Annotated in this window: 18 protein-coding genes and 1 pseudogene; 9 read left to right on the forward strand and 10 right to left on the reverse strand. The window is 75.0% G+C overall.

The features are described 5' to 3' along the window. Nucleotides 1–31 precede the first annotated feature (31 nt). On the forward strand, nt 32–1075 hold the full coding sequence (locus BFV98_RS08895; protein WP_013285405.1) for a helix-turn-helix domain-containing protein: 1044 nt from the start codon (nt 32–34) through the stop codon (nt 1073–1075). 177 nt (nt 1076–1252) lie between these two features. Here the strand turns inward: BFV98_RS08895 and BFV98_RS08900 are convergent, their stop codons facing one another. The 8 genes from BFV98_RS08900 to BFV98_RS08935 are packed head-to-tail and all read right to left on the reverse strand — an operon-like array spanning nt 1253 to nt 9955. Then, nucleotides 1253–2242: a DNA topoisomerase IB gene (locus BFV98_RS08900; protein ID WP_013285404.1), complete on the reverse strand. Its 990-nt coding sequence runs from the start codon at nt 2240–2242 to the stop codon at nt 1253–1255. After that, nucleotides 2226–3185: a glycosyltransferase family 9 protein gene (locus BFV98_RS08905; protein ID WP_013285403.1), complete on the reverse strand. Its 960-nt coding sequence runs from the start codon at nt 3183–3185 to the stop codon at nt 2226–2228. The genes BFV98_RS08900 and BFV98_RS08905 overlap by 17 nt, the downstream gene beginning before the upstream one ends. Then, nucleotides 3182–3883 (reverse strand): SDR family oxidoreductase, encoded by a 702-nt coding sequence (locus BFV98_RS08910; RefSeq protein WP_013285402.1) that lies wholly within the window; start codon nt 3881–3883, stop codon nt 3182–3184. Before BFV98_RS08910 ends, BFV98_RS08905 begins: the two co-directional genes overlap by 4 nt. Before the next feature lie 55 nt (nt 3884–3938). After that, on the reverse strand, nt 3939–5429 hold the full coding sequence (locus tag BFV98_RS08915) for a PfkB family carbohydrate kinase (RefSeq protein WP_013285401.1): 1491 nt from the start codon (nt 5427–5429) through the stop codon (nt 3939–3941). After that, nucleotides 5426–6118, reverse strand: coding sequence for an SIS domain-containing protein (locus BFV98_RS08920; RefSeq protein ID WP_071095803.1), 693 nt, complete (start codon nt 6116–6118; stop codon nt 5426–5428). Before BFV98_RS08920 ends, BFV98_RS08915 begins: the two co-directional genes overlap by 4 nt. Further along, nucleotides 6118–7335 (reverse strand): glycosyltransferase, encoded by a 1218-nt coding sequence (locus BFV98_RS08925; RefSeq protein ID WP_013285399.1) that lies wholly within the window; start codon nt 7333–7335, stop codon nt 6118–6120. The genes BFV98_RS08920 and BFV98_RS08925 overlap by 1 nt, the downstream gene beginning before the upstream one ends. After that, entirely contained in the window at nt 7320–8294 is a 975-nt protein-coding gene (locus BFV98_RS08930; RefSeq protein WP_013474832.1) for a glycosyltransferase, read from the reverse strand. Before BFV98_RS08930 ends, BFV98_RS08925 begins: the two co-directional genes overlap by 16 nt. After that, complete coding sequence (locus tag BFV98_RS08935) at nt 8291–9955, reverse strand: HAD-IIIA family hydrolase (protein ID WP_071095808.1); 1665 nt, start codon at nt 9953–9955, stop codon at nt 8291–8293. The genes BFV98_RS08930 and BFV98_RS08935 overlap by 4 nt, the downstream gene beginning before the upstream one ends. Nucleotides 9956–10137: 182 nt before the next feature. Here BFV98_RS08935 and BFV98_RS08940 point away from each other — a divergent pair, with 182 nt between their 5' ends. Continuing rightward, nucleotides 10138–10584, forward strand: coding sequence for an SRPBCC family protein (locus BFV98_RS08940; protein WP_013474830.1), 447 nt, complete (start codon nt 10138–10140; stop codon nt 10582–10584). Between the two features lie 90 nt (nt 10585–10674). Then, nucleotides 10675–11442, forward strand: a complete 768-nt coding sequence (locus BFV98_RS08945) for a polyprenol monophosphomannose synthase (protein ID WP_013285395.1) — start codon at nt 10675–10677, stop codon at nt 11440–11442. A gap of 450 nt (nt 11443–11892) precedes the next feature. Here BFV98_RS08945 and BFV98_RS08950 read toward each other — a convergent pair whose 3' ends face one another. After that, nucleotides 11893–13485: an NAD(P)/FAD-dependent oxidoreductase gene (locus BFV98_RS08950; RefSeq protein ID WP_047892340.1), complete on the reverse strand. Its 1593-nt coding sequence runs from the start codon at nt 13483–13485 to the stop codon at nt 11893–11895. 72 nt (nt 13486–13557) lie between these two features. Between BFV98_RS08950 and BFV98_RS08955 the strand changes: the two genes are divergently transcribed. Continuing rightward, nucleotides 13558–14991 carry an aldehyde dehydrogenase gene (locus BFV98_RS08955; protein WP_013285393.1) on the forward strand — a complete coding sequence of 478 codons (1434 nt, stop codon included), beginning with the start codon at nt 13558–13560 and terminating at the stop codon, nt 14989–14991. A 60-nt stretch (nt 14992–15051) separates the two neighbouring features. Here BFV98_RS08955 and BFV98_RS08960 read toward each other — a convergent pair whose 3' ends face one another. Then, nucleotides 15052–15456: a ChaB family protein gene (locus BFV98_RS08960; RefSeq protein ID WP_013285392.1), complete on the reverse strand. Its 405-nt coding sequence runs from the start codon at nt 15454–15456 to the stop codon at nt 15052–15054. Between the two features lie 141 nt (nt 15457–15597). Between BFV98_RS08960 and BFV98_RS08965 the strand changes: the two genes are divergently transcribed. From BFV98_RS08965 to BFV98_RS08985, 5 genes and pseudogenes are all read left to right on the forward strand, one after another. Beyond that, nucleotides 15598–16620: a YihY/virulence factor BrkB family protein gene (locus BFV98_RS08965; protein ID WP_071095810.1), complete on the forward strand. Its 1023-nt coding sequence runs from the start codon at nt 15598–15600 to the stop codon at nt 16618–16620. A gap of 57 nt (nt 16621–16677) precedes the next feature. Further along, entirely contained in the window at nt 16678–17094 is a 417-nt protein-coding gene (locus BFV98_RS08970) for a DUF2795 domain-containing protein (RefSeq protein WP_071095812.1), read from the forward strand. A 56-nt stretch (nt 17095–17150) separates the two neighbouring features. Beyond that, nucleotides 17151–17609 (forward strand): annotated as a pseudogene (locus BFV98_RS08975) (SRPBCC family protein); the annotation flags it as partial. Between the two features lie 104 nt (nt 17610–17713). Beyond that, nucleotides 17714–17977, forward strand: a complete 264-nt coding sequence (locus BFV98_RS08980) for a hypothetical protein (protein ID WP_030270328.1) — start codon at nt 17714–17716, stop codon at nt 17975–17977. Nucleotides 17978–18141: 164 nt separating this feature from the next. After that, nucleotides 18142–18354 carry a hypothetical protein gene (locus BFV98_RS08985; RefSeq protein WP_013285387.1) on the forward strand — a complete coding sequence of 71 codons (213 nt, stop codon included), beginning with the start codon at nt 18142–18144 and terminating at the stop codon, nt 18352–18354.

Here is an 18354-nt window from a genome sequence, read left to right on the forward strand (position 1 = left end):
CAGGGCGTGACGAACACGGGGAGTCGTTTCTATGGACGGGAAGCTGCACCGGCAGGTCCTCGACACGCAGGCGCTGCCGCCGCGGGAGCGGTTCGGCATGTGGCTGGACATGATGGCGAGCACCCCGACGCCGCTGCGGGTGCGCACCGCGCACGCCGACGACTTCGTCGCCCGGGCCGAGTTCGTCGACCTGGGCCGGATGCAGCTCATCCGCTACCGCTACCCGTCGGTGGACTGCGTGCGCACCTCGAAACTGATCCAGCGCTCCGACCCCGACTACTACCTGCTCGCGCTGACGCTCAGCGGCACCAGCCAGGCCGACCAGGAGGGGCAGCGCGCCCGGTGCCGCCCCGGCGACCTCACCTTCTACGACTGCTCCCGCCCGCACGAGGTCAGTCACCACGCGGACCCCGCGGGGTCCGCGTACGCCCACTCGATCGTGGCCCTGATGCCGTACGACGCGCTGCCGTTGCCGCCCCGCCGGCTCGCTCCCCTGTTCGCCGGCCGGATGTCCGGCTCGGAGGGCGTCGGCGGGCTGGTCGCCGACTTCCTCATCCGGATCACCGCGAACCCCGAGCAGTACCACGCGGCCGACGCGGAGCGGCTCGGCGCCGTCGGTCTCGACCTGGTCGCCACGCTGCTGGGCCGCAACCTCGTCTCCGAGGACGAGATGCCCACCGAGGTCCGGCGCCGGGCCCTCCAGGCCCAGGTACGCGCGTACGTGCGCCAGCACCTCGGCGACGCCACGCTCGACCCGGGCGCGATCGCCGACGCGCACCACATCTCGGTGCGCTCGCTGCACCGGCTCTTCGAGGACGAGGAGACCACAGTTGCCGCGTACATCAGGGACGAGCGGCTGGCCCGGTGCCGCCGCGACCTCGCCGACCCGGCGCTGAGCGACCGCTCGATCCAGGTCATCGCCGCCCGCTGGGGCTTCCGGGACAAGGCGCACTTCAGCCGGGTCTTCCGGACCACGCAGGGCGAGACGCCGCAGGAGTACCGGGCCCGTCACCTGGAATCGGCACGGATCGTCAACAGCACGGCATCCGCCGTCAACCTGTCCCGTACATACTGAAACCCGGGCCTGTACCGCTCGCGGTGGGCCCGCGGATATCGGGGGGCCGGGCGCGGCGTCCGCGGCGGTCCCGGCCGCGGGCGGCCCCGCCCGGTGATGTTTCCCGGGACCGCACCGGCGGCCGAGATTTCCGGCCCCGTCGCGCTTCCCCCCAGGACCGACGGGGCCGGTCGGCGGTCAGCCGGCCTCCTCCTCCAGCAACGCCAGCACCGACTTCTCCACCGCCTCGCGCGGCATCTCCGGCTGCACCGGCGCCAGCACCCCGTCGTGGTAGAGGTCGACCACGCGCGGGTCCACGTACGAGGTCCGGGCCACAGTCGGGGTGTTGCCGAGCAGTTCGGCCACCGAACGCATCACCCCCGCCACGGCGCGCCTGCGGGCGGTGGCGGAGCGCTGCGGACCCACAGTGGCCAGTTCGGCTGCGGCGAGCACCGTCGCATGCCAGGTACGGAAGTCCTTCGCGGTCATCTCGCCGCCGCTGGCGTCGCGCAGGTAGTCGTTCACCTCGTCGCTGCGCACGTCGCGCCAGGAGCGGCCGTCCCAGTAACCGAACAGCCGCTCCTGGGCGCGCCGGCGACGGCGCAGGTTGAGCAGCACCCGGCACAGTTCGGCGTCCTCGATCCGGCGGACCTGGTCGATGCCGCCCTTGGCCGGGAACTCGAACACCACGCAGCCGCCCCGGGAGCGGGCGTGCTCAGGGCGCAGCGTGGACACGCCGAACGTGGGGTCGTCGCCGGTGGCGTACTGGTCGCTGCCGACCCGGAACGCGCCCATGTCGAGCAGCCGGGCGACGGTGGCCAGCACCCGTTCGCGGCGCAGGCCGCGCAGCGCCAGGTCGTGCGTGACCCGGTCGCGCAGCGCGGGCAGCCGGTGCGCCACCTCCAGCACGTGGTCGAACTTGGCCTCGTCGCGCTTGCGCCGCCAGCCCGGGTGGTAGAGGTACTGCTTGCGGCCCGCCGCGTCGATGCCGGTGGCCTGGATGTGGCCGTTCGGGTACGGCGAGATCCACACGTCCCGCCAGGCGGGCGGGATCACCAGCTCGCGCAGCCGGGTCAGCTCCCCGGCGTCGCGCACCGGCTCGCCGGCCGGGTCGAGGAAGAGCCAGCCCTTGCCGCGCCGCCGGCGCGCGTATCCCGGCCGGCCCGGATCGCTACGCCGCAACCGCACCGGAGACCCGTTCCACGTCTGCCACCGCAGCCACCACCTCGTCGATCCCGATGGCATCCAATGTCGGGTGGGTTCCTACCCCGCCTGACCCGGTCGAATCCGGGTTGACGGGCGTGGGCTCGATCGCACCCAGCGCCCGGTGCCGGGGCCGGTCCGGCGGCGGGCCCCAGTGCGCCGCCGGCACCGGGCCGAACAGCACCACCGACGCGGTGCCGTAGCCGGTGGCGAGGTGCGCCACGCCGGTGTCCCCGCTGACCACCAGCCGCGCGCCCGCGACGAGCGCGGCCATCTCGGCCAGTCCGGTCCGGCCGGCCAGCACCGCCTCCGGCGGCAGCCCGGCGTCGCGGGCGACCCGCTCGGCCAGCGCCCGCTCGTCCGGCGAGCCGGTGACCGCCACCCGGTGCCCGCGCGCGGCCAGCTCCCGGGCCAGCCCGGCGAACCGGTCCGCCGGCCAGCGCTTCGCCGGGATCTTGCCGCCCGGGTGCAGCAGCGTCACCCCGGCCGGTACGCCGGTCAACGCCGGACGCCGCAGCGCGAGGTCCCCCGGGTCGGCCGGCAGCCCGTACGCGTGCAGCAGCCGGCACCAGCGGCGGACCTCGTGCTCGTCGTCGTCCCAGGCCGGGCCGTCCGGGTGCCCGGCGCCCGGGTTGCTGTGGGCGAGCAGCCGGCCGGGGCGTACGGCGGCCAGCGCCCGGTGCGACTGCGGCCCACGGCCGTGCAGGTTGACCGCCACCTCGGGGGGCGGGCCGGTCCACGCGATCCGGTCCGGCCCGGCGGTGGGCAGCACCCGGTCGACCGCCCCGGTCAGCTCCGCCAGCGGCGCCAGCCAGCCCGGCGCGGCGAGCACCAGCTCCCGGCCCGGCAGGCCGGCGCGCAGGCCACGCAGCGCCGGCACGGCGGTGGCCAGGTCGCCGACCCCGAGCGCCCGCAGCACCAGGATCACGGGTACGAGGACTCCTGCGCGGCGCAGACCACCATCTCGCGTACCGCGCAGCCGGCCGGCTGGGACAGCGCGAACATGACGGCGGCGGCGGTGTCGGCCGGCTCGTTGAGCACCGCGTCCGGGCCGGGGCGGTACTGCGCGTCCCGCTCGTCGAAGAACGCGGTCCGCATCCCGCCCGGGATCAGCAGCGTCACGCCGACAGCGCCGGCGAGTTCCGCGGCGAGCGCCCGGGTGAAGCCCACCACCCCGAACTTCGCCGCGCAGTACGCTGTCGCATCGCTGACCGCCTTCACCCCGAGCGTGGAGGCCACAGTGACGATGCTGCCCCGGGACGCCTCCAGCCAGGGCAGCGCGGCCCGGATCACCGCGGCGGTGGCGAGCAGGTCCACTGTGACGATCCGCTCCCAGGTCTCGGCCGGGATGTCGGCCAGCTTCCCGGGCACGTCCATCCCGGCGGCGGTGACCACGGCGTCCAGCCCGCCGGAGCGTTCGGCGAGGTCGCGGGTGGCGGCCTCGGCGGCGCGGGTGTCGGCCAGGTCGCACTCGACCCAGGGCACCCCGTCGGCGGGGCGCTGCCGGTCCAGCACCAGCGGGCGCCCACCGGCGCGGGCCACCGCGGCGACCACCGCCGCGCCGAGCCCGCTGGAGCCGCCGGTGACCAGGACGGTCGGCCCGGCTCCGGGCGCGCCGGCGCTCACGCCGCCACCGTCGGACCGGCGGGCGCGACCGCGCCGGGTCGGATGCGTCGCTCGTTCATCGTGCTCCCTTCGCCGTGGACCGGACCTGCGCGACGGCCTCGGCCGGGTCGCCCGACGCGGCCGGCCAGCCGCCGCTGCCCCGCCCGGCCCGCGCCGCCGCGATCATGTCGGTGGTCGAGCGCCCGTCGAGGTACGGCACGACCACCGTGTGACCGCCCCAGCGGGCCAGGATCTCCGTCTCGGGCAAGGTCTCCGGGCCGCCGCCGCTGGCGTAGTCGCCGCCCTTGACCCAGATGTCGGGGCGCAGCCAGGACAGCGCCGCCTCCGGTGTCGGCTCGTCGAAGATCAGCACCGCGTCGACGCAGCCGAGCGCGGCGAGCAGCCGCCCCCTGTCGCCCTGCGGCACGACCGGGCGCTCCGGACCCTTGAGCCCCGCCACGCTGGCGTCGGAGTTGAGGCAGACCACCAGGCAGTCGCCGAGCTGCCGGGCCGCCTGGAGCGTCGCCACGTGCCCGGCGTGCAGCAGGTCGAAGCAGCCGCCGGTGGCGACCACCGTGCCGCCGGCCGCACGTACCCGCGCCACCACCTCGCCGGCCGCCCCGGCGCCGATCCGGTCCCCGCCGCCGGTGACCACCGCCGGGGCGACCGCCCGCACCGGCGCGGGCAGCGCGGCGGCGACGCCGCCGCCGGCCACGTACGCCGACGCCTCGGTGACCGCCTCCTGCACCGCCTCGGACACGAGCGCGCCCCGGGCCAGGGCCAGCGTCGCGGTGGACGCGAACCGGTCGCCGGCCCCGCAGGTGTCCCCCTCGGCGGGCGGCGCCGGCACCACCAGGGGCGTGGACCCGGCGTGGCTGAGCAGCGCGCCGTCGCCGCCGAGCGTCACCGCCACCGCGCGCGCCTGCCAGCGGCGGCGCAAGGCGTGCGCGCTACGCGACGCGACGGCCAGGCGGGAGCCGCCCGGCGGCGTCTTGGCCAGCTCGCGGGCCTCCGGCTCGTTCGGGGTGGCCAGGTGCACGCCGGGTACGGCGGCCGGCCCGCGCGGATGCGGATCCCAGACCACAGGCGCCCGGGTTGCGGCCAGCGCCGCGCGCAGCGCCGGATGCCCGGCCACGCCCCGGCCGTAGTCGCTCACCAGCACGGCGGACGCGTCGGCGATCAGCCGCAGCACGGCGTCGCTGGGCTGACCGGGCGCACCGGCGCTCCCGCCCCGGTCGTGGCGCAGCAGCACCCGTCCGCGCGCCCGCAGCCGGATCTTCTCCGGGGTGGCGCCGGCCAGCGGAAGCGCGTACAACCGGACCCCGGCGGCGGCGAGCAACGTGCCCAGCCGGGCCCCGCCCGCGTCGTCGGCGACGGCGGTGACCAGCGCGACCTCGGCGCCCTGCGCGGCGGCGAAGACGGCGGCCAGCCCGGCGCCACCGGGCCGGTCGACGGATACGGTCTCGTCCAGCACCGGCACCGGGGAGTCCGGGCAGAGCCGGTTCACCAGACCTTCGACGTCGCGGTCCAGCAGCGTGTCACCGAGCACCACCACCGGTCCCCTCATGCCGGGCCTCCCCGGCCGGCCGTCGCCGTCGGGTCCGGCTCGCCGACGACGACCTCGACACCCGCGCGTACCGGCCCGGCCGCCGGCTGGGCGGCGAGCGCGGCGGGCAGCGCCAGCTCGACGTACTCGCAGAGCACGTGCGAGGCCACCAGGTGCAGTTCCTGCACCACCTGCCCGTCCGGCGAGTCGATCGCCAGATGCTCGTGGCAGAGGTCGGCGAGGGGGTTGGGTGCGGGTCCGGTGAAGGCCCAGCAGCGCAGGCCCGCCTGGTGTGCGGCGTGGGCGGCGGTGAGGAGGTTGGTGCTGGCGCCGCTGGTGGTCATGAGCAGGAGGTGGTCGTGGGGCCGGCCGTGGGCGCGGACCTGCCGGGCGAAGGTTTCGTCGTATCCGTAGTCGTTGGCGATGGCGGTGACGGCGCTGGTCTCGGCGTGCAGGGCGATGGCGGAGAGGGGTTGGCGGTCGTGGCGGAGTTTGCCGACGAGTTCGGCGGTGAGGTGCTGGGCTTCGGCGGCGCTGCCGCCGTTGCCCGCCACCAGCAACCGGCCACCGGCGGCGAGCCGCTGCGCCAGCTCCTCGCCCCAGCGGGCCAGCATCTGCTCCGCCTCCCGCAGCGGCAGCAACGCGGCGGCCAGCAGGCTCAGGTGGTCCTCCAGCACCGTCGCGCCGGCGGCCGGCGTCCCGGCCGTCATCAGGCGACCACCCGGGTCGGGCGGCGCACGGTGGCCACCTCGCCGTACAGCTCGGTGAGGCGGTCCGCGGTGGTGGCCCAGGAGTAGCGGGTGCGTGCCCGCTCCAGCGCGGCGGTGGCGTAGGCGAAGCGGCGGATCCGGTCGCCGAGCAGACCCCGGATCGCCGCGCCGAGCGCCGCCGGCTCCCGGGGTGGCACCAGGTCGCCGGTGCGTCCGGCCACCACCGTGTCGATCAGCCCGCCGACAGCCGTCGCGACCACCGGTACGCCGCAGGCCATCGCCTCCAGCGGGGTGAGCCCGAACGGCTCGTACCAGGGGGCGGCCACGAGCACGTCGGCCGACCGGTACCAGCGGCCCATCTCCTCCCGGGGGACCGCGCCGACCAGCCGTACCCGGTCGGCGACGCCGAGCGAGTGGGCCAGCGCGCGCAGGCGCAACGCGTACGGGTCGGTCTCCAGCAGCCCGGCCGGCGGCCCGCCGACGACGACGCACTCGGCATCCGGCACCTCGGCGACGGCCCGGATGACGTCCTGGAAGCCCTTGCGTTCGACCAGCCGGCCGACGGTGAGGACGCGGGCCCGGCCGCCGTCACGGTCGGCGACCGGGCCGAGCGGGGAGAACGTCGTGAGGTTCACCCCCGACGGCACGACAGTCATTCGGGACCGGGGCACGCCCATCCGGACCAGTTCGGCGACCTCGTCCTGGCACTGGGCGACCACCCGGTCCACCGAGCGGCCCAGCTTCCGCTCGTGCTCGACCCGGCCCGGCGGGCTGGTGTCCTGCACGCCCTGGTGGCGGCGCTTGACGGTGCCGAGCGCGTGGTACGTCTGCACCATCGGCACGCCCGCGCGGCGGGCCGCGGCGAGACCCGCCAGCCCGCTCATCCAGAAGTGCGCGTGCACCACCTCGGGCTGCCAGTCGCCGGTGCGCCACCGGTCGGCCAGCCACTGCCCGAACGACGGCATGTACGGCAGCAGGTCGTCCTTGGCCACCGGTTCGGCCGGCCCGGCCGGTACGTGGACCACCTCGTACCCGTCCGGGGTGCGGACGCTCACCGGCAGGTCCACCGCGTCGAGGCGGGTGTAGACGCGCACGTCGTGACCGGCGGCCGCGAGCGCGGCGGAGAGCTCCGCGACATGCGTGTTCTGGCCACCGGCGTCCTCCCCGCCGAGGACGGCGAGCGGGCTGGCATGCTCCGAGATCATCGCGATGCGCATACTTCCTCCTCCAGCAGCCGGTCCCAGTCGGCGAGGAATCGATCCAGGCCGTAGCGGTCCCGGGCGGCGGCCCGGGCCACGGCGCCCGCCCGGCGGGCGGACTCCGGGTCGTCCAGCAGGCCACGGGCGGCGTCGACGAGCGTGTCGACGCGGGTGGACAGCGCGCCCGCGGCAGGCGGCACCGCCTCCACCGCCTCGGTCGTGGCCAGTGCCACCACGGGCATGCCCATGGTCATGGCCTCGACGAGGCTGAGGCCGAGTGAGGTCCAGCGGCACAGGTGCAGGTACGCGCGCCGTTTGGCGAGTTCGGCGTGCATGGCGTGCTGGGGTACGTCGTCGTGGCTGGTCAGCCGGTCCTCGGGCAGGCCGAGGTGGGCGGCGAGACCGTCCACCTTCATGCCGTAGACGTCCAGCGGCGCCAGCGCGGCGAACCGGGCGAGCAGGTCGGTGCCGGTGACCCGCCAGCGGCGTACCGGCTCGTTGATGACCACGGCGAGGCGGTCGAGTTCCCCGGTCCACTCGACGTTCGGCGGTACGACGCCGTGGTCGACGACTGTGGTCCTGGTCGCGCCGTTGTCCCAGAACAGCTCGTTGAACGCGGTGACGTGCGTGAGCAGCAGGTCGTCGCGGTCGGCCATCGGGTGCCGGGTGTTCGGCACGTCGCCTTTCGGGGTGTTGTGCTCGACGTAGATGGCCGGCACGTCCCGGCCCGGCCGGCGGCCGAGCCACTCCGCCGCCAGGTCGAGTTCCTCCGGGCGTTGCAGGATCACCAGGTCCACGTCGGTGTCGCGCAGGTCTTCGGGAGTGACTTCGACGGCGCTGTCCGGCCACGGGTAGGTGCGCGCCCGGCCCAGCCCGTACGGACCCCGGTCCGGCGTGACCGGCACCAGGTAGCGGTGCTTGCCGTGCACGAAGGAGGTCGTCCACGACCCGTGGACGTGCCACAGCAGGATGTTCATCCGGCCACCCCGCCCGCCACCGGCGCCGGCACGCCGAGCAGCCGCAACGCCTCCAGGACCCGTCCCGGCTCGACAGCCGACAGGCACGGGTGGCCGGGGACCGGGCAGACGGTGGCGCGGGTGTCCCGGCACGCCGCCCCCGCGTCGCCCAGCCGCACCGTCGGCACCCGGTAGGGCCCCCACTGCCCGAACGGCACCGTCGGCGCGAACAGGCTCACCACCGGCACGCCGAGCGCGGCGGCCAGGTGCGCCGGGCCGGTGTTGCCCACCACGAGCGCCCCGGCGCCGGCGATGACCGCCGCCAGGTCGTCCAGCCCGGTCCGCCCGCCCAGGTCGACGCCGCCCGCCGCGGCGACGCGCGCGGTCAGCTCCCGCTCGTCCGGCCCGCCGGTGACCACGACCCGGTAGCCTGCGGCGCCGAGCACGCGGACCACGCGGGTGGCCAGTTCCTCGGGGCAGGCGCGGGTCTCCACCGAGGAGCCCGGGTGCAGGACCACGTAGCCGGGCGCCCCGGCGTCGGCCGCGCGCGGCGGAAGCCGGTCGGTGCGGATGCGCAGCGCCGGTTCGTCGTGGCCGGGCAGCGCGAAGCCGGCTGCGGCGGCGAGGGACAGGGCGCGTTCGGGTTCGGGTACGCCTGCCGGGACGCGGTGGCGGACGTCGAGCAGGCTGCCGGGGTAGTCGTCGCTGATGGCGCTGATCCGGGGTACCCCGGCCAGGCGCAGAAGCAGGGCCAGGGGCAGGGCGGACTGGTGGAAGGAGGTGAACACGACAGCCTCGTCGGCGCGTACCTCCGACAGCCGGTCGGTCAGCGCGCGCACGGCGCCGGGGTCGACGGGTGGGGCGGGCGCGTCGATCCACGGCAGCGGCGCCTCGATGATCTCGTCCACGCCTGGGAGCAGTTCGGCGGCGGCCCGGCCACGTGGCCCGCACAGCAGCACCACCCGCTGCGCTCCGGCCGCGACCGCCCGGATGCCCGGCCCGGTCACCAGCACGTCGCCCGCCGCGTCGCTGCGCACCACCAGCACCGTGTCCCGGCGTGACCGGCGCGCGGGCTGCGGCGCGGCCGTCAGGCGCATCCGGGCCAGCACGATGCCCACCGCGTCCGGCAGGTCGGCCGCGACAGTGGGCGCGGCAGCCACCTCGGCGGCCCGGGTGGCGGGCGTGGGCACCATGATCGCCGCAGCGCCGGCCGCGGCGGCGGCTGCCGTGTCCGCGCCGATGTCCCCGATCAGCACGCAGCGGGTCGGCGTGGTCCCGAGCGCGGCCGCGGCCTCGTGCACGAGGCCGGGCGCGGGCTTGCGGCAGACGCACCCGTCGGCCTCGGCGTGCGGGCAGATCGCCCAGTGGTCGAACGGCCCGAGCAGTTCCTCCACCCGGGCGTTGACCAGGCGCAGGTCGTGCGCCGTGAAGCAGCCCCGGGCCAGGCCGGACTGGTTGGTGACCACCGCCAGCCGCAACCCGGCCGCCCGCAACCGGTCCAGCGCCTCCCGGGCGCCCGGCACCGGCCGGACCTTCTCCGGGTCGCCGTTGTACGGCACGTCCTCCACCAGCGTGCCGTCCCGGTCCAGCAGGACCGCGTCGTACAGGCCGGACGGGAACCGGTCAGCACCCGGGTCAACCCGGGCTGACCTGCACTGATCCCGCTCGTGGTCCCGTCGCACGGGCGGCGGGTTCCCGAGGCCCCGAGGAGTAAACGTCGACGTCGGCGCCAGGCCGCCCCGCCGGTGCCGCACAGCCGGGTGCACGCCTGCCACGACCGGCCCGGTCCGGCGATACCCGCCGCCCCGGAGAAGCTAACCCGGATCGCCGTTAGCGACGGCCCGTGCCGGGGTACCGCTCGGTGATGGCGGTTGTGGAGAAGGTGATCGACGCGCCCCCGGAGCAGGTCTTCGAGGTGCTCGCGGACGGGTGGACGTACAGCGACTGGGTGGTGGGCACCGCGCACGTGCGGGACGTGGACGACACGTGGCCGCGCGTCGGCAGCCGGCTGCACCACCGGGCCGGGCCGTGGCCGTTCTCGCTCCAGGACAAGTCGACGGTGCTGGAGTGCCAGGCGCCGCACCGGCTGGTGCTGCGCGCCGGGCTGTGGCCGGCCGGGGAGGCGATCGTGGCGTTCGCCCTGGAGCCGCTGGACGACGGCAGGACCCGGGTGACGATCGGCGAGGACTTCGCCGCCGGCCCGCTGCGGTGGGTCCGGACCAAGCTCAACGACCTGGTGCTGCATCTTCGCAACCGGGAGACGCTTGCCCGGCTGTCCGACATCGCGACGAGGCAGAAGCCGGAGCGGTGATCGATCGGTGGCGGGGCGTCTGTGCGGCTGCCGCGCGAGGGACTGGCTACCCTCTCAGGTGAACCTGTCGGCTGACCGAGGATGTCCGTGATGATCGAACCCGTGCAGTTACCCTCCCCGTGGGGGGATGCGCGCCTGACCGTCGTCGTTCCGACCTACAACGAGGCGGGCAACCTCCCGGTGCTGGTCGAGCGCCTCCTCGCGCTGCCGCTGCCGGGGCTGAAGGTGCTGGTCGCCGACGACAACTCCCCGGACGGTACCGGCGAGGTCGCCGACAAGCTGGCCATCGAGCACCCGGACCGGGTGACGGTGCTGCACCGCCCGGGCAAGGAGGGTCTCGGCCGGGCGTACGTGGACGGCATCGGCCGGGCGCTCGACGACGGCGCGGACTTCGTCGCGCAGATGGACGCCGACCTGTCGCACCCGCCGGAGGCGCTGCCCGGCATGCTCGGCGCGCTGCTGTCCACCCAGGCTTCGGTGGTCATCGGCTCGCGCTACGTGCCCGGCGGTGAGCTGGACGAGAACTGGCCGCTGTACCGGCGCGCGCTCAGCGGCTGGGCGAACCTGTACGTGCACACGCTGCTGCGGGTACGCATCCGCGACCTGACCGCCGGCTTCAAGATCTGGCGGGCGGATGCGCTGCGCGCGATCGGGCTGGACCGGGTGCAGTCCAACGGCTACAGCTTCCAGGTGGAGATGCACTACCTCGCCACCAAGCTCGGCCACACGATCCTGGAGGTGCCGATCCGCTTCGAGGAGCGCCGCGACGGCGACTCGAAGATGACCACCGCCACGAAGATCGAGAGCGCGCTGATGCCGTTCAAGCTGCGCAGCCGGCACCGCAACCTGGACTCCTGACCCCCTCTCCCGCACGTCCACCGCGCCCTCACGCTGCGTCATTGTCACCGTGCGTGAGGGCGCGGTCGTCCCGCCACTTTCCTCGTCGGCCCCTTTGCTCTGCAGCCATCGGCGCAGCACCGCCCTGAGCAGGGACGCTGTCCGGGACACCGTTTCGCCGGGCGCCCGCTGCGGACACGCTGCGTGACCGATGCGTATGCGGGTGCAGAGCAAAGGCGGTGATGCGTTGATACCGCCGGGGCAGCGCCGAATACTCAGCGTGACGCACCGTGAACGGTCGTCAGCCGTCGATTGCGCGGCGGCGATCAGCCGTCGGCGCAGTCGGCGGTCAGCCGACACCGCTTGAGCGCCTCGTCGCGAACAGCTCGCAGATCTTGGTAGGAAACGGCCCCCACAGGGGCACTTTCGTACCAAGATCTACGGCTGCATCCGGGTGGAGGCGCGGTCGGGTCAGCGGTAGACGGTGCGGTGGGCGGCGGCGATCGTCCGGGCGTACACCGCGCCGGTGACGGCCCGGTCGCGTGCCAGCGCGGCCCGCGCCGCGTTCGCCCCCGGCGCGCCGTGGACGCCGCCGCCCGGGTGGGCGGAGGCGCTGGCCAGGTAGAGCCGGTCGACCGGGGTGTCGGCCCGGCCCAGCCCGGGGATCGGCCGCAGGAACAACTGCTGGTACGCCGCGGCAGTGCCGCCGCCCAGCGCTCCCCCGACCAGGCTCGGCTCGGCGGCCTCCAGGTCGGCCGGGCCGGCCACGTGGCGCCCGACGATCGACGCCCGGAAACCCGGCGCCGCCGTCTCCAGCACCTCCTCCATCCGCTCCACGTGCCCCGCCACCTCCTCGGCCCGCCAGTTCCGGCGGAACGGCAGGTGGGTGTAGGACCAGAGCGACTCGGTGCCGGGCGGTGAGTGACTCGGGTCGGCCACCGACATCTGTCCCACCAGCAGGAACGGATCCCGTGGCAGCTCGCCGCGGGCCAGCTCGGCCGCGTACGTGGTGAGGCCGTCGAGGTCGGCGCCCAGGTGCACGGTGCCGGCGCCGGCCAGGTCGCGGTTCTTCCACGGCACCGGCGCGGACAGCGCCCAGTCGACCTTGAGCGTGGAGCCGTCCCACTTGAAGTGCGCCAGGTCCTCGACCATCCGGGGCGGCAGCGCCGCCGCGCCGACCAGGTCGAGGAAGAGCGCAGGCGCTGGTACGTCGGCGAGCACAGCGCGCCGCGCCCGCCAGTCGGTGCCGCCTGCGGTGCGTACGCCCATCGCCCGGCCCCGGGCGGTGAGCACCCGCTCGACCCGGGCGCCGTACGTGATCCGCCCGCCCCGCTCGACCAGCCGCGCCACCAGCGCGTCGGTGATCTTCTGGGCGCCGCCCACCGGTACCGGCCAGCCCACCTGCTGGCCGAGCATGGCGAGCAGCCAGCCGTACACGCCGGAGCCGGCCTCCTCCGGGGACAGGTCGGTGTGCAGGGCGCATCCGGCCAGCAGCACAGTGCCGCCCTCGCCCTCGAACAGCTCCGCGCCGAGCTTGCGGACCGGGAGCACGAGGCGGCGGGCGAGCCGGAGCGCGCCGCCGACCCGGAGCTGCCGCAGCAGGCCCAGTCCGCCGCGTACCGGCGGGAACGGGGTGGTGATCGTCTGCAACATCGGCTCGGAGACCTGGCACCAGTCGGCGTACGCGTGCCGCCAGCGCTCCCCGTCGCCGGGCGCGAACGCCTCCAGCGAGGCGGCGGTGGCGTCCAGGTCGCGGTTGACCACGGCGGCCCGGCCGTCCGGTAGCAGGTGCGCCAGCACGTCCGGCGCGTGCGTCCAGGACAGGCCGTGCCGTTCCAGGCCCAGCCCGTCGAGCACCGGGGAGGCGTAGCCGAGCGGGTAGAAGGAGCTGTAGAGGTCGCTGAGGTAACCGGGCGCGGTCACGTACGCGGAGCGGACGGCCCCGCCGGGCGCCTCGGTGGCCTCCAGGACCTCGACGTCCCAGCCGGCGTCCACCAGCAGGTTCGCGGCCACCAGCCCGTTGTGCCCGGCCCCGATGACGACGGCGTCTGCGGTGGAGGTCATCCGATCCGCCTACCCGGCCGGTCACCGGGCGAAACGCGTTTGCCCAGCCCATGCCGGGGCAAGCACGGCCGCATGTACACGGTTGCGCAGCTCATTGGTGGAGTGTGGGGCGCCGGCGGCGAGGGCGGCGAGCTGGTCGTCCACGATCCGGCGGACGGGTCGCCGGTGACGCGGACGCCGGTCGCGACGGCCGACGAGGTGGCCAAGGCGGTGGAGGCGGCCCGGGGCGTGGCGGCGGAGTGGGCCGCGACCGCGCCCGCGGACCGGGCCGCGGCGCTGCACCGGGCGGCGGACGCCGTCGAGGCGGCGGCCGACGAGTTGGCCGAGGCGACCACGGCGGAGATGGGCAAGCCGCTCGACGACGCGCGGGGCGGGGTGGCGGCGGGCGTCGGCACGCTGCGACAGTACGCCGAGCTGGCCCCGCTACGGGGCGGCCGGACGCTGCACGGCGCGCACGGCGCGCTGGACTTCATGGCTCCCGAGCCGCGCGGCGTGGTCGCCGCGATCACCCCGTGGAACGACCCGGTGGCGGTGTCCTGCGGCCTGCTCGGCGCGGCGCTGGTCACCGGCAACGTGGTGGTCTACAAGCCGAGCGAGCGGACCCCTGCCACCGGCTGGCTGCTCGCCCGCGCGCTGGACTCGGCGTTGCCGGCCGGGGTGCTGTCGCTGATCACCGGCGGCGGCGAGGTGGGCGCCGCGCTGGCCGGGCAGGAGCTGGACGTCATCGCGCACGTCGGTTCCACTGCGACCGGCCGGGTGATCGCCGCCGCGGGCGCGCGTACCGGGGCGAAGGTGCTGCTGGAGAACGGCGGCAGCGATCCGCTCGTGGTGGACGCGGACGTCGACCCGATCTGGGCGGCCGAACAGGCGGCGCTCGGCTGCTTCGCCAACGCCGGTCAGATCTGCGTGGCGGTGGAGCGGATCTACGTGCACCGCGACGTCGCCGAGGGCTTCCTGGACGCGCTCGTGGCGCGCGCCGAGGCGCTCACAGTGGGCCCCGGCCGTGACCCGGGCACACAGCTCGCGCCACTCGTGGACCGGCGGCACCGGGACCACGTGCACGGGCAGGTGACCGCCGCGCTCGCCGACGGTGCCCGGGTACGCGCCGGCGGTGTGCTGCCGGACGGACCGGGCGCGTTCTACCCGGCCACCGTGGTCGAGGGCTGCCGCCACGACATGGCGCTGGTCCGGGAGGAGACGTTCGGGCCGGTAGCCCCGGTGGTGGTGGTCGACTCGTTCAGCGAGGGGCTGCGCTGCGCGGCCGACTCCCCGTACGGGCTGGCCGCCACAGTGCTGACCGGCTCGATGAGCCACGCCCAGCGCGCCTGGCGGGAACTGCCGGTCGGCACCGTGAAGATCAATTCGGTGTTCGGCGGGGCGCCGGGTGGCGCGGCCCAGCCGCGCCGGGGCAGTGGCCAGGGCTTCGGGTACGGCCCGGAGCTGCTGGACGAGTTCAGCACCGTCAAGGCGGTGCACCTGGAGGCGCCGGGCGGCGGCCACTGGTGAGACGGCACACAGCGAGCCCGGGACCGAGGCGGTCCCGGGCTCGACGCGTACCCCCAGGGGTCAGCGACCCCCGCGGGCCTTGCGGGTCGCGTTGTTGTTGGCCTTCTCGATCGCCGTGACCAGTTCCGGCTTGGTCATCCGGGACCGGCCACGCACGTCCAGTTTCTTCGCCACCTCCATGAGGTGGTCCTTGGTGGCGTTGGCGTCCACCCCGCCGGCCGTCGGCGCGCGCCGGGCCGGGCCGCCGCCTTCGGCCTGCTTGTCGCTGGGCCCCTTGCGGCCCTTGGGCTCCCAGTGGTCGCCCACCTTCTCGAACTCGTGCTTGACCGCGGCGAAGGCGGTGCGGTGCGCCCGCTCCCCCTCGCCGTACGTCTCGACCGCCGAGTCGTGCGTCTTCTCCCAGGTCCGCTGCGCCTTCGCCGGGGAGCGCCGCAGCGTGCTGGGCAGTACCTCGCGCCCGGGCATCTCGTCCTCCTCCTGGAGTCTCGATCGGGTGTCTGGTGTGGTTCCCTCCCGCCCGGCGGGCAAACCGGCACCCGGTTTGTCGATTTCCCCCCGGGGGTACCGCCCGGCCACGCCCGGTGGCGGGGCCTGGAGGAGGCGGACATGACCGTGACGACACCACAGACGGTCGACGGCCGGACGCGGTCCCGTCTCCCCCGCCGGATCCGCCAGCTCAACTGGCGCACCTGGCGCGGCGTGCTGGTACGCAGCGGCAAGGGCTTCGTCACCGACAACTGCGCGGACTGGGCCGCGGCGCTCACCTACTACGGCGTGCTGGCCCTGTTCCCGTCCACGATCGTGGTGGTCGCGCTGGTCGGCCTGGTCTCCGACGGCCCGCGCACCGTCGACACCGTGATCGACCTGGCCCGGGAGATCGGCGCCGGCTCGGTGGTCGGCAACGACACGTTCGTGGGCGTGGTGCGCAACGTGGTCGAGCAGCAGGGCTCGGCGAAGGTGCTGCTCAGCTTCGGTCTGCTCGGCGCCCTCTGGTCCGCGTCCGGGTTCATCGGCGCGTTCACCCGCGCCTCCAACGCGATCTACGGGGTACGGGAGGGACGGCCGTTCTACCGGCTGCGCCCGTTGCAGATCGGCATGGCCGCGGTGACGATCGTGCTGCTGGCGGTGGTGGCCACCGGGCTGATCGTCAGCGGCCCGGTCACCGACGCGGTGGGTGACCTGCTGCACGCCGGGGCGGTGGCCCGCACGACATGGTCGGTGGCGAAGTGGCCGCTGCTCGCCGTGGTCGCGATGACGCTGCTGTCGCTGCTGTTCTGGATCGCGCCGAACGTCCGCCAGCCGCGGTTCCGCTGGCTCACCCCGGGCGGCGCGCTGGCGCTCGTGGCCTGGGTGCTCGCCTCCTTCGGCTTCGGCCTGTACGTGGCGAACTTCGGCTCGTACGACGTCACGTACGGCAGTCTCGGCGCGGTCATCGCGTTCCTGGTGTGGCTCTACCTGTCCAACTGCGCGCTGATGCTCGGCGTGCAGGTGAACGCCGAGCTGCAACGCGGGCGGGCGATGCAGGCGGGGGTCGAGGAGCCGGACGACCCGGTGCTGCCGCCGCGCGCCCCGGCCGAGGACGAGAAGGCGGACGGGGAGAAGACGGCCGACCGGTTGCCGCCCGGATGACCGGCTCTCCCGGCCCGCGGCGGTTTACCGGCGATCCCCCGGGGCATCTCCCAAGGCATGGAACGTGGCAGCAGCAAGCACTCGCCCAGGGTCGACGACCAGATGAGCAGCGAGGTCAGCGGTCTCGTCCAGAGCACCGGGACCGGCGGTTCGCGGGCCGAGGAGTTCCGGATCCCCGAGCCGGCCGGCGAGGACCAGCCGGAGGCCACCACGGCGCCCGCCGGGGAGCTGCGCAGCGGCACGCCGCAGGGCATGAGCTCCGAGGACGTCGAGGCGCGCAGCCGGCTGGGACGGTTCATCACCATGACCGCCCTGCCCGGTGACCGGGAGGCGCTGCTGGCAAACGCGCGGGAGAACGAGGCGCCGACGGACATCGTCGCCGCCCTGGAGACCCTGCCCGCGGGCGCCCACTACGAGACGATCTCCGAGGTGTGGGCCGCACTCGGGCACAGGAACGAGACGACGCGCTGGTGAGCGGGCCGGCCCACGGCCCGTACGAGACACACCGGCGGAAGAGGAGGAACCCCGACATGAGTGGCGTTACCGAGCACGTGGACGTGGACGTCCCGATCCGGACCGCGTACGACCAGTGGACCCAGTTCGAGGAGTTCCCGCACTTCATGGACGGCGTGCAGGAGGTGCGGCAGCTCTCCGACACGATGACCCACTGGACCGTCGAGATCGCGGGCGTGAAGCGCGAGTTCGACGCCGAGATCACCGAGCAGCTGCCGGACGAGCGGGTGGCCTGGCGCTCCACCGGGGGCACCCAGCAGGCGGGCGTGGTGACCTTCCACCGCCTCGACGAGGGGCACACCCGGGTCACGCTCCAGATGGAGTTCGAGCCGCACGGCGTGGTCGAGCAGGCCGGCGACAAGCTGGGCGTGGTCGACCGGCGCGCCAAGGGCGACCTGGAGCGGTTCAAGCAGTTCATCGAGCGGCGCGGTCAGGAGACCGGCGCCTGGCGCGGCGCTGTCGACCGCCCCACCCCCTGCGCCACCTCCCCCGTACCCGAGTTTCGATGGCCGCCGGCGGTGCCGGCGGCCATCGCCGTGTCCGGCCGTTTGCGATCATCCGGTCCGGGTACCGCAGGGGAATGACCGACAACGACCGCCACGTGTGGCGCGACGAGGACCGCACTCCCCTGCACGAGCTGGACCAGGCCATCGCCCGGTCGGCCACGGACGGCCAGGGCGACGACGTCACCGCCAACGACGCCGGCGAGGAGGCCGCGTTCGGGCACGGCCCGGAGGCGGTGGACCGGGGCGCCGGCCCGGAGGCCGAGCGGCGTGAGATGACCGATGCGGACCGGGCCTACCGGCCGTCGACGATCGGGCGGACCGGCCCCGACAGCATGTGATCCGCCGGCGGCTGCGGCACCCGTGCCGATGCCCGCAGCCGCCGGATTCATGCTCGGCCGAAACGACAAAAAGTGCGGTACGGACGGCCGGGAAAACGGACAGCCCATCTAGAATCGGCCGAACGGCTGACGGCACTCCCCCTGATGCGCGCAAGACTTTCGGGATGCAACAGGGCTCCGGTTTCCTCTCCAACCGTCAGCGCAAGCTCGCGTGGCTGGGCTTCCTGCTCGCCGCGCTCCAGGCTCCGGTCTCCGCCCGGTTCACCGAGGACAGCTCCTGGCTGTTCAGCCTGGTGGTGGCGCTGATGGTCGCGACCGTGATCATCGCCGACGACGGCGCCCGCCGCCGCCCGGCCGACGCCCGCTCCTCCGACTGA

The sequence above is a fragment of the Micromonospora sp. WMMB235 genome (assembly GCF_001855515.1).
Lineage (GTDB): Bacteria > Actinomycetota > Actinomycetes > Mycobacteriales > Micromonosporaceae > Micromonospora > Micromonospora aurantiaca.

Bases quoted from the DNA above. Each gene is read 5' to 3' on its own strand.
- BFV98_RS08960 (WP_013285392.1), bottom strand. From the start codon at position 15,456: ATGCCCGGGCGCGAGGTACTGCCCAGCACGCTGCGGCGCTCCCCGGCG.
- BFV98_RS08930 (WP_013474832.1), bottom strand. From the start codon at position 8,294: ATGAACATCCTGCTGTGGCACGTCCACGGGTCGTGGACGACCTCCTTC.
- BFV98_RS08980 (WP_030270328.1), top strand. From the start codon at position 17,714: ATGACCGACAACGACCGCCACGTGTGGCGCGACGAGGACCGCACTCCC.
- BFV98_RS08915 (WP_013285401.1), bottom strand. From the start codon at position 5,429: ATGAGGGGACCGGTGGTGGTGCTCGGTGACACGCTGCTGGACCGCGAC.
- BFV98_RS08920 (WP_071095803.1), bottom strand. From the start codon at position 6,118: ATGACGGCCGGGACGCCGGCCGCCGGCGCGACGGTGCTGGAGGACCAC.
- BFV98_RS08940 (WP_013474830.1), top strand. From the start codon at position 10,138: ATGGCGGTTGTGGAGAAGGTGATCGACGCGCCCCCGGAGCAGGTCTTC.
- BFV98_RS08955 (WP_013285393.1), top strand. From the start codon at position 13,558: ATGTACACGGTTGCGCAGCTCATTGGTGGAGTGTGGGGCGCCGGCGGC.
- BFV98_RS08965 (WP_071095810.1), top strand. From the start codon at position 15,598: ATGACCGTGACGACACCACAGACGGTCGACGGCCGGACGCGGTCCCGT.
- BFV98_RS08985 (WP_013285387.1), top strand. From the start codon at position 18,142: ATGCAACAGGGCTCCGGTTTCCTCTCCAACCGTCAGCGCAAGCTCGCG.
- BFV98_RS08945 (WP_013285395.1), top strand. From the start codon at position 10,675: ATGATCGAACCCGTGCAGTTACCCTCCCCGTGGGGGGATGCGCGCCTG.
- BFV98_RS08950 (WP_047892340.1), bottom strand. From the start codon at position 13,485: ATGACCTCCACCGCAGACGCCGTCGTCATCGGGGCCGGGCACAACGGG.
- BFV98_RS08925 (WP_013285399.1), bottom strand. From the start codon at position 7,335: ATGCGCATCGCGATGATCTCGGAGCATGCCAGCCCGCTCGCCGTCCTC.
- BFV98_RS08970 (WP_071095812.1), top strand. From the start codon at position 16,678: ATGGAACGTGGCAGCAGCAAGCACTCGCCCAGGGTCGACGACCAGATG.
- BFV98_RS08895 (WP_013285405.1), top strand. From the start codon at position 32: ATGGACGGGAAGCTGCACCGGCAGGTCCTCGACACGCAGGCGCTGCCG.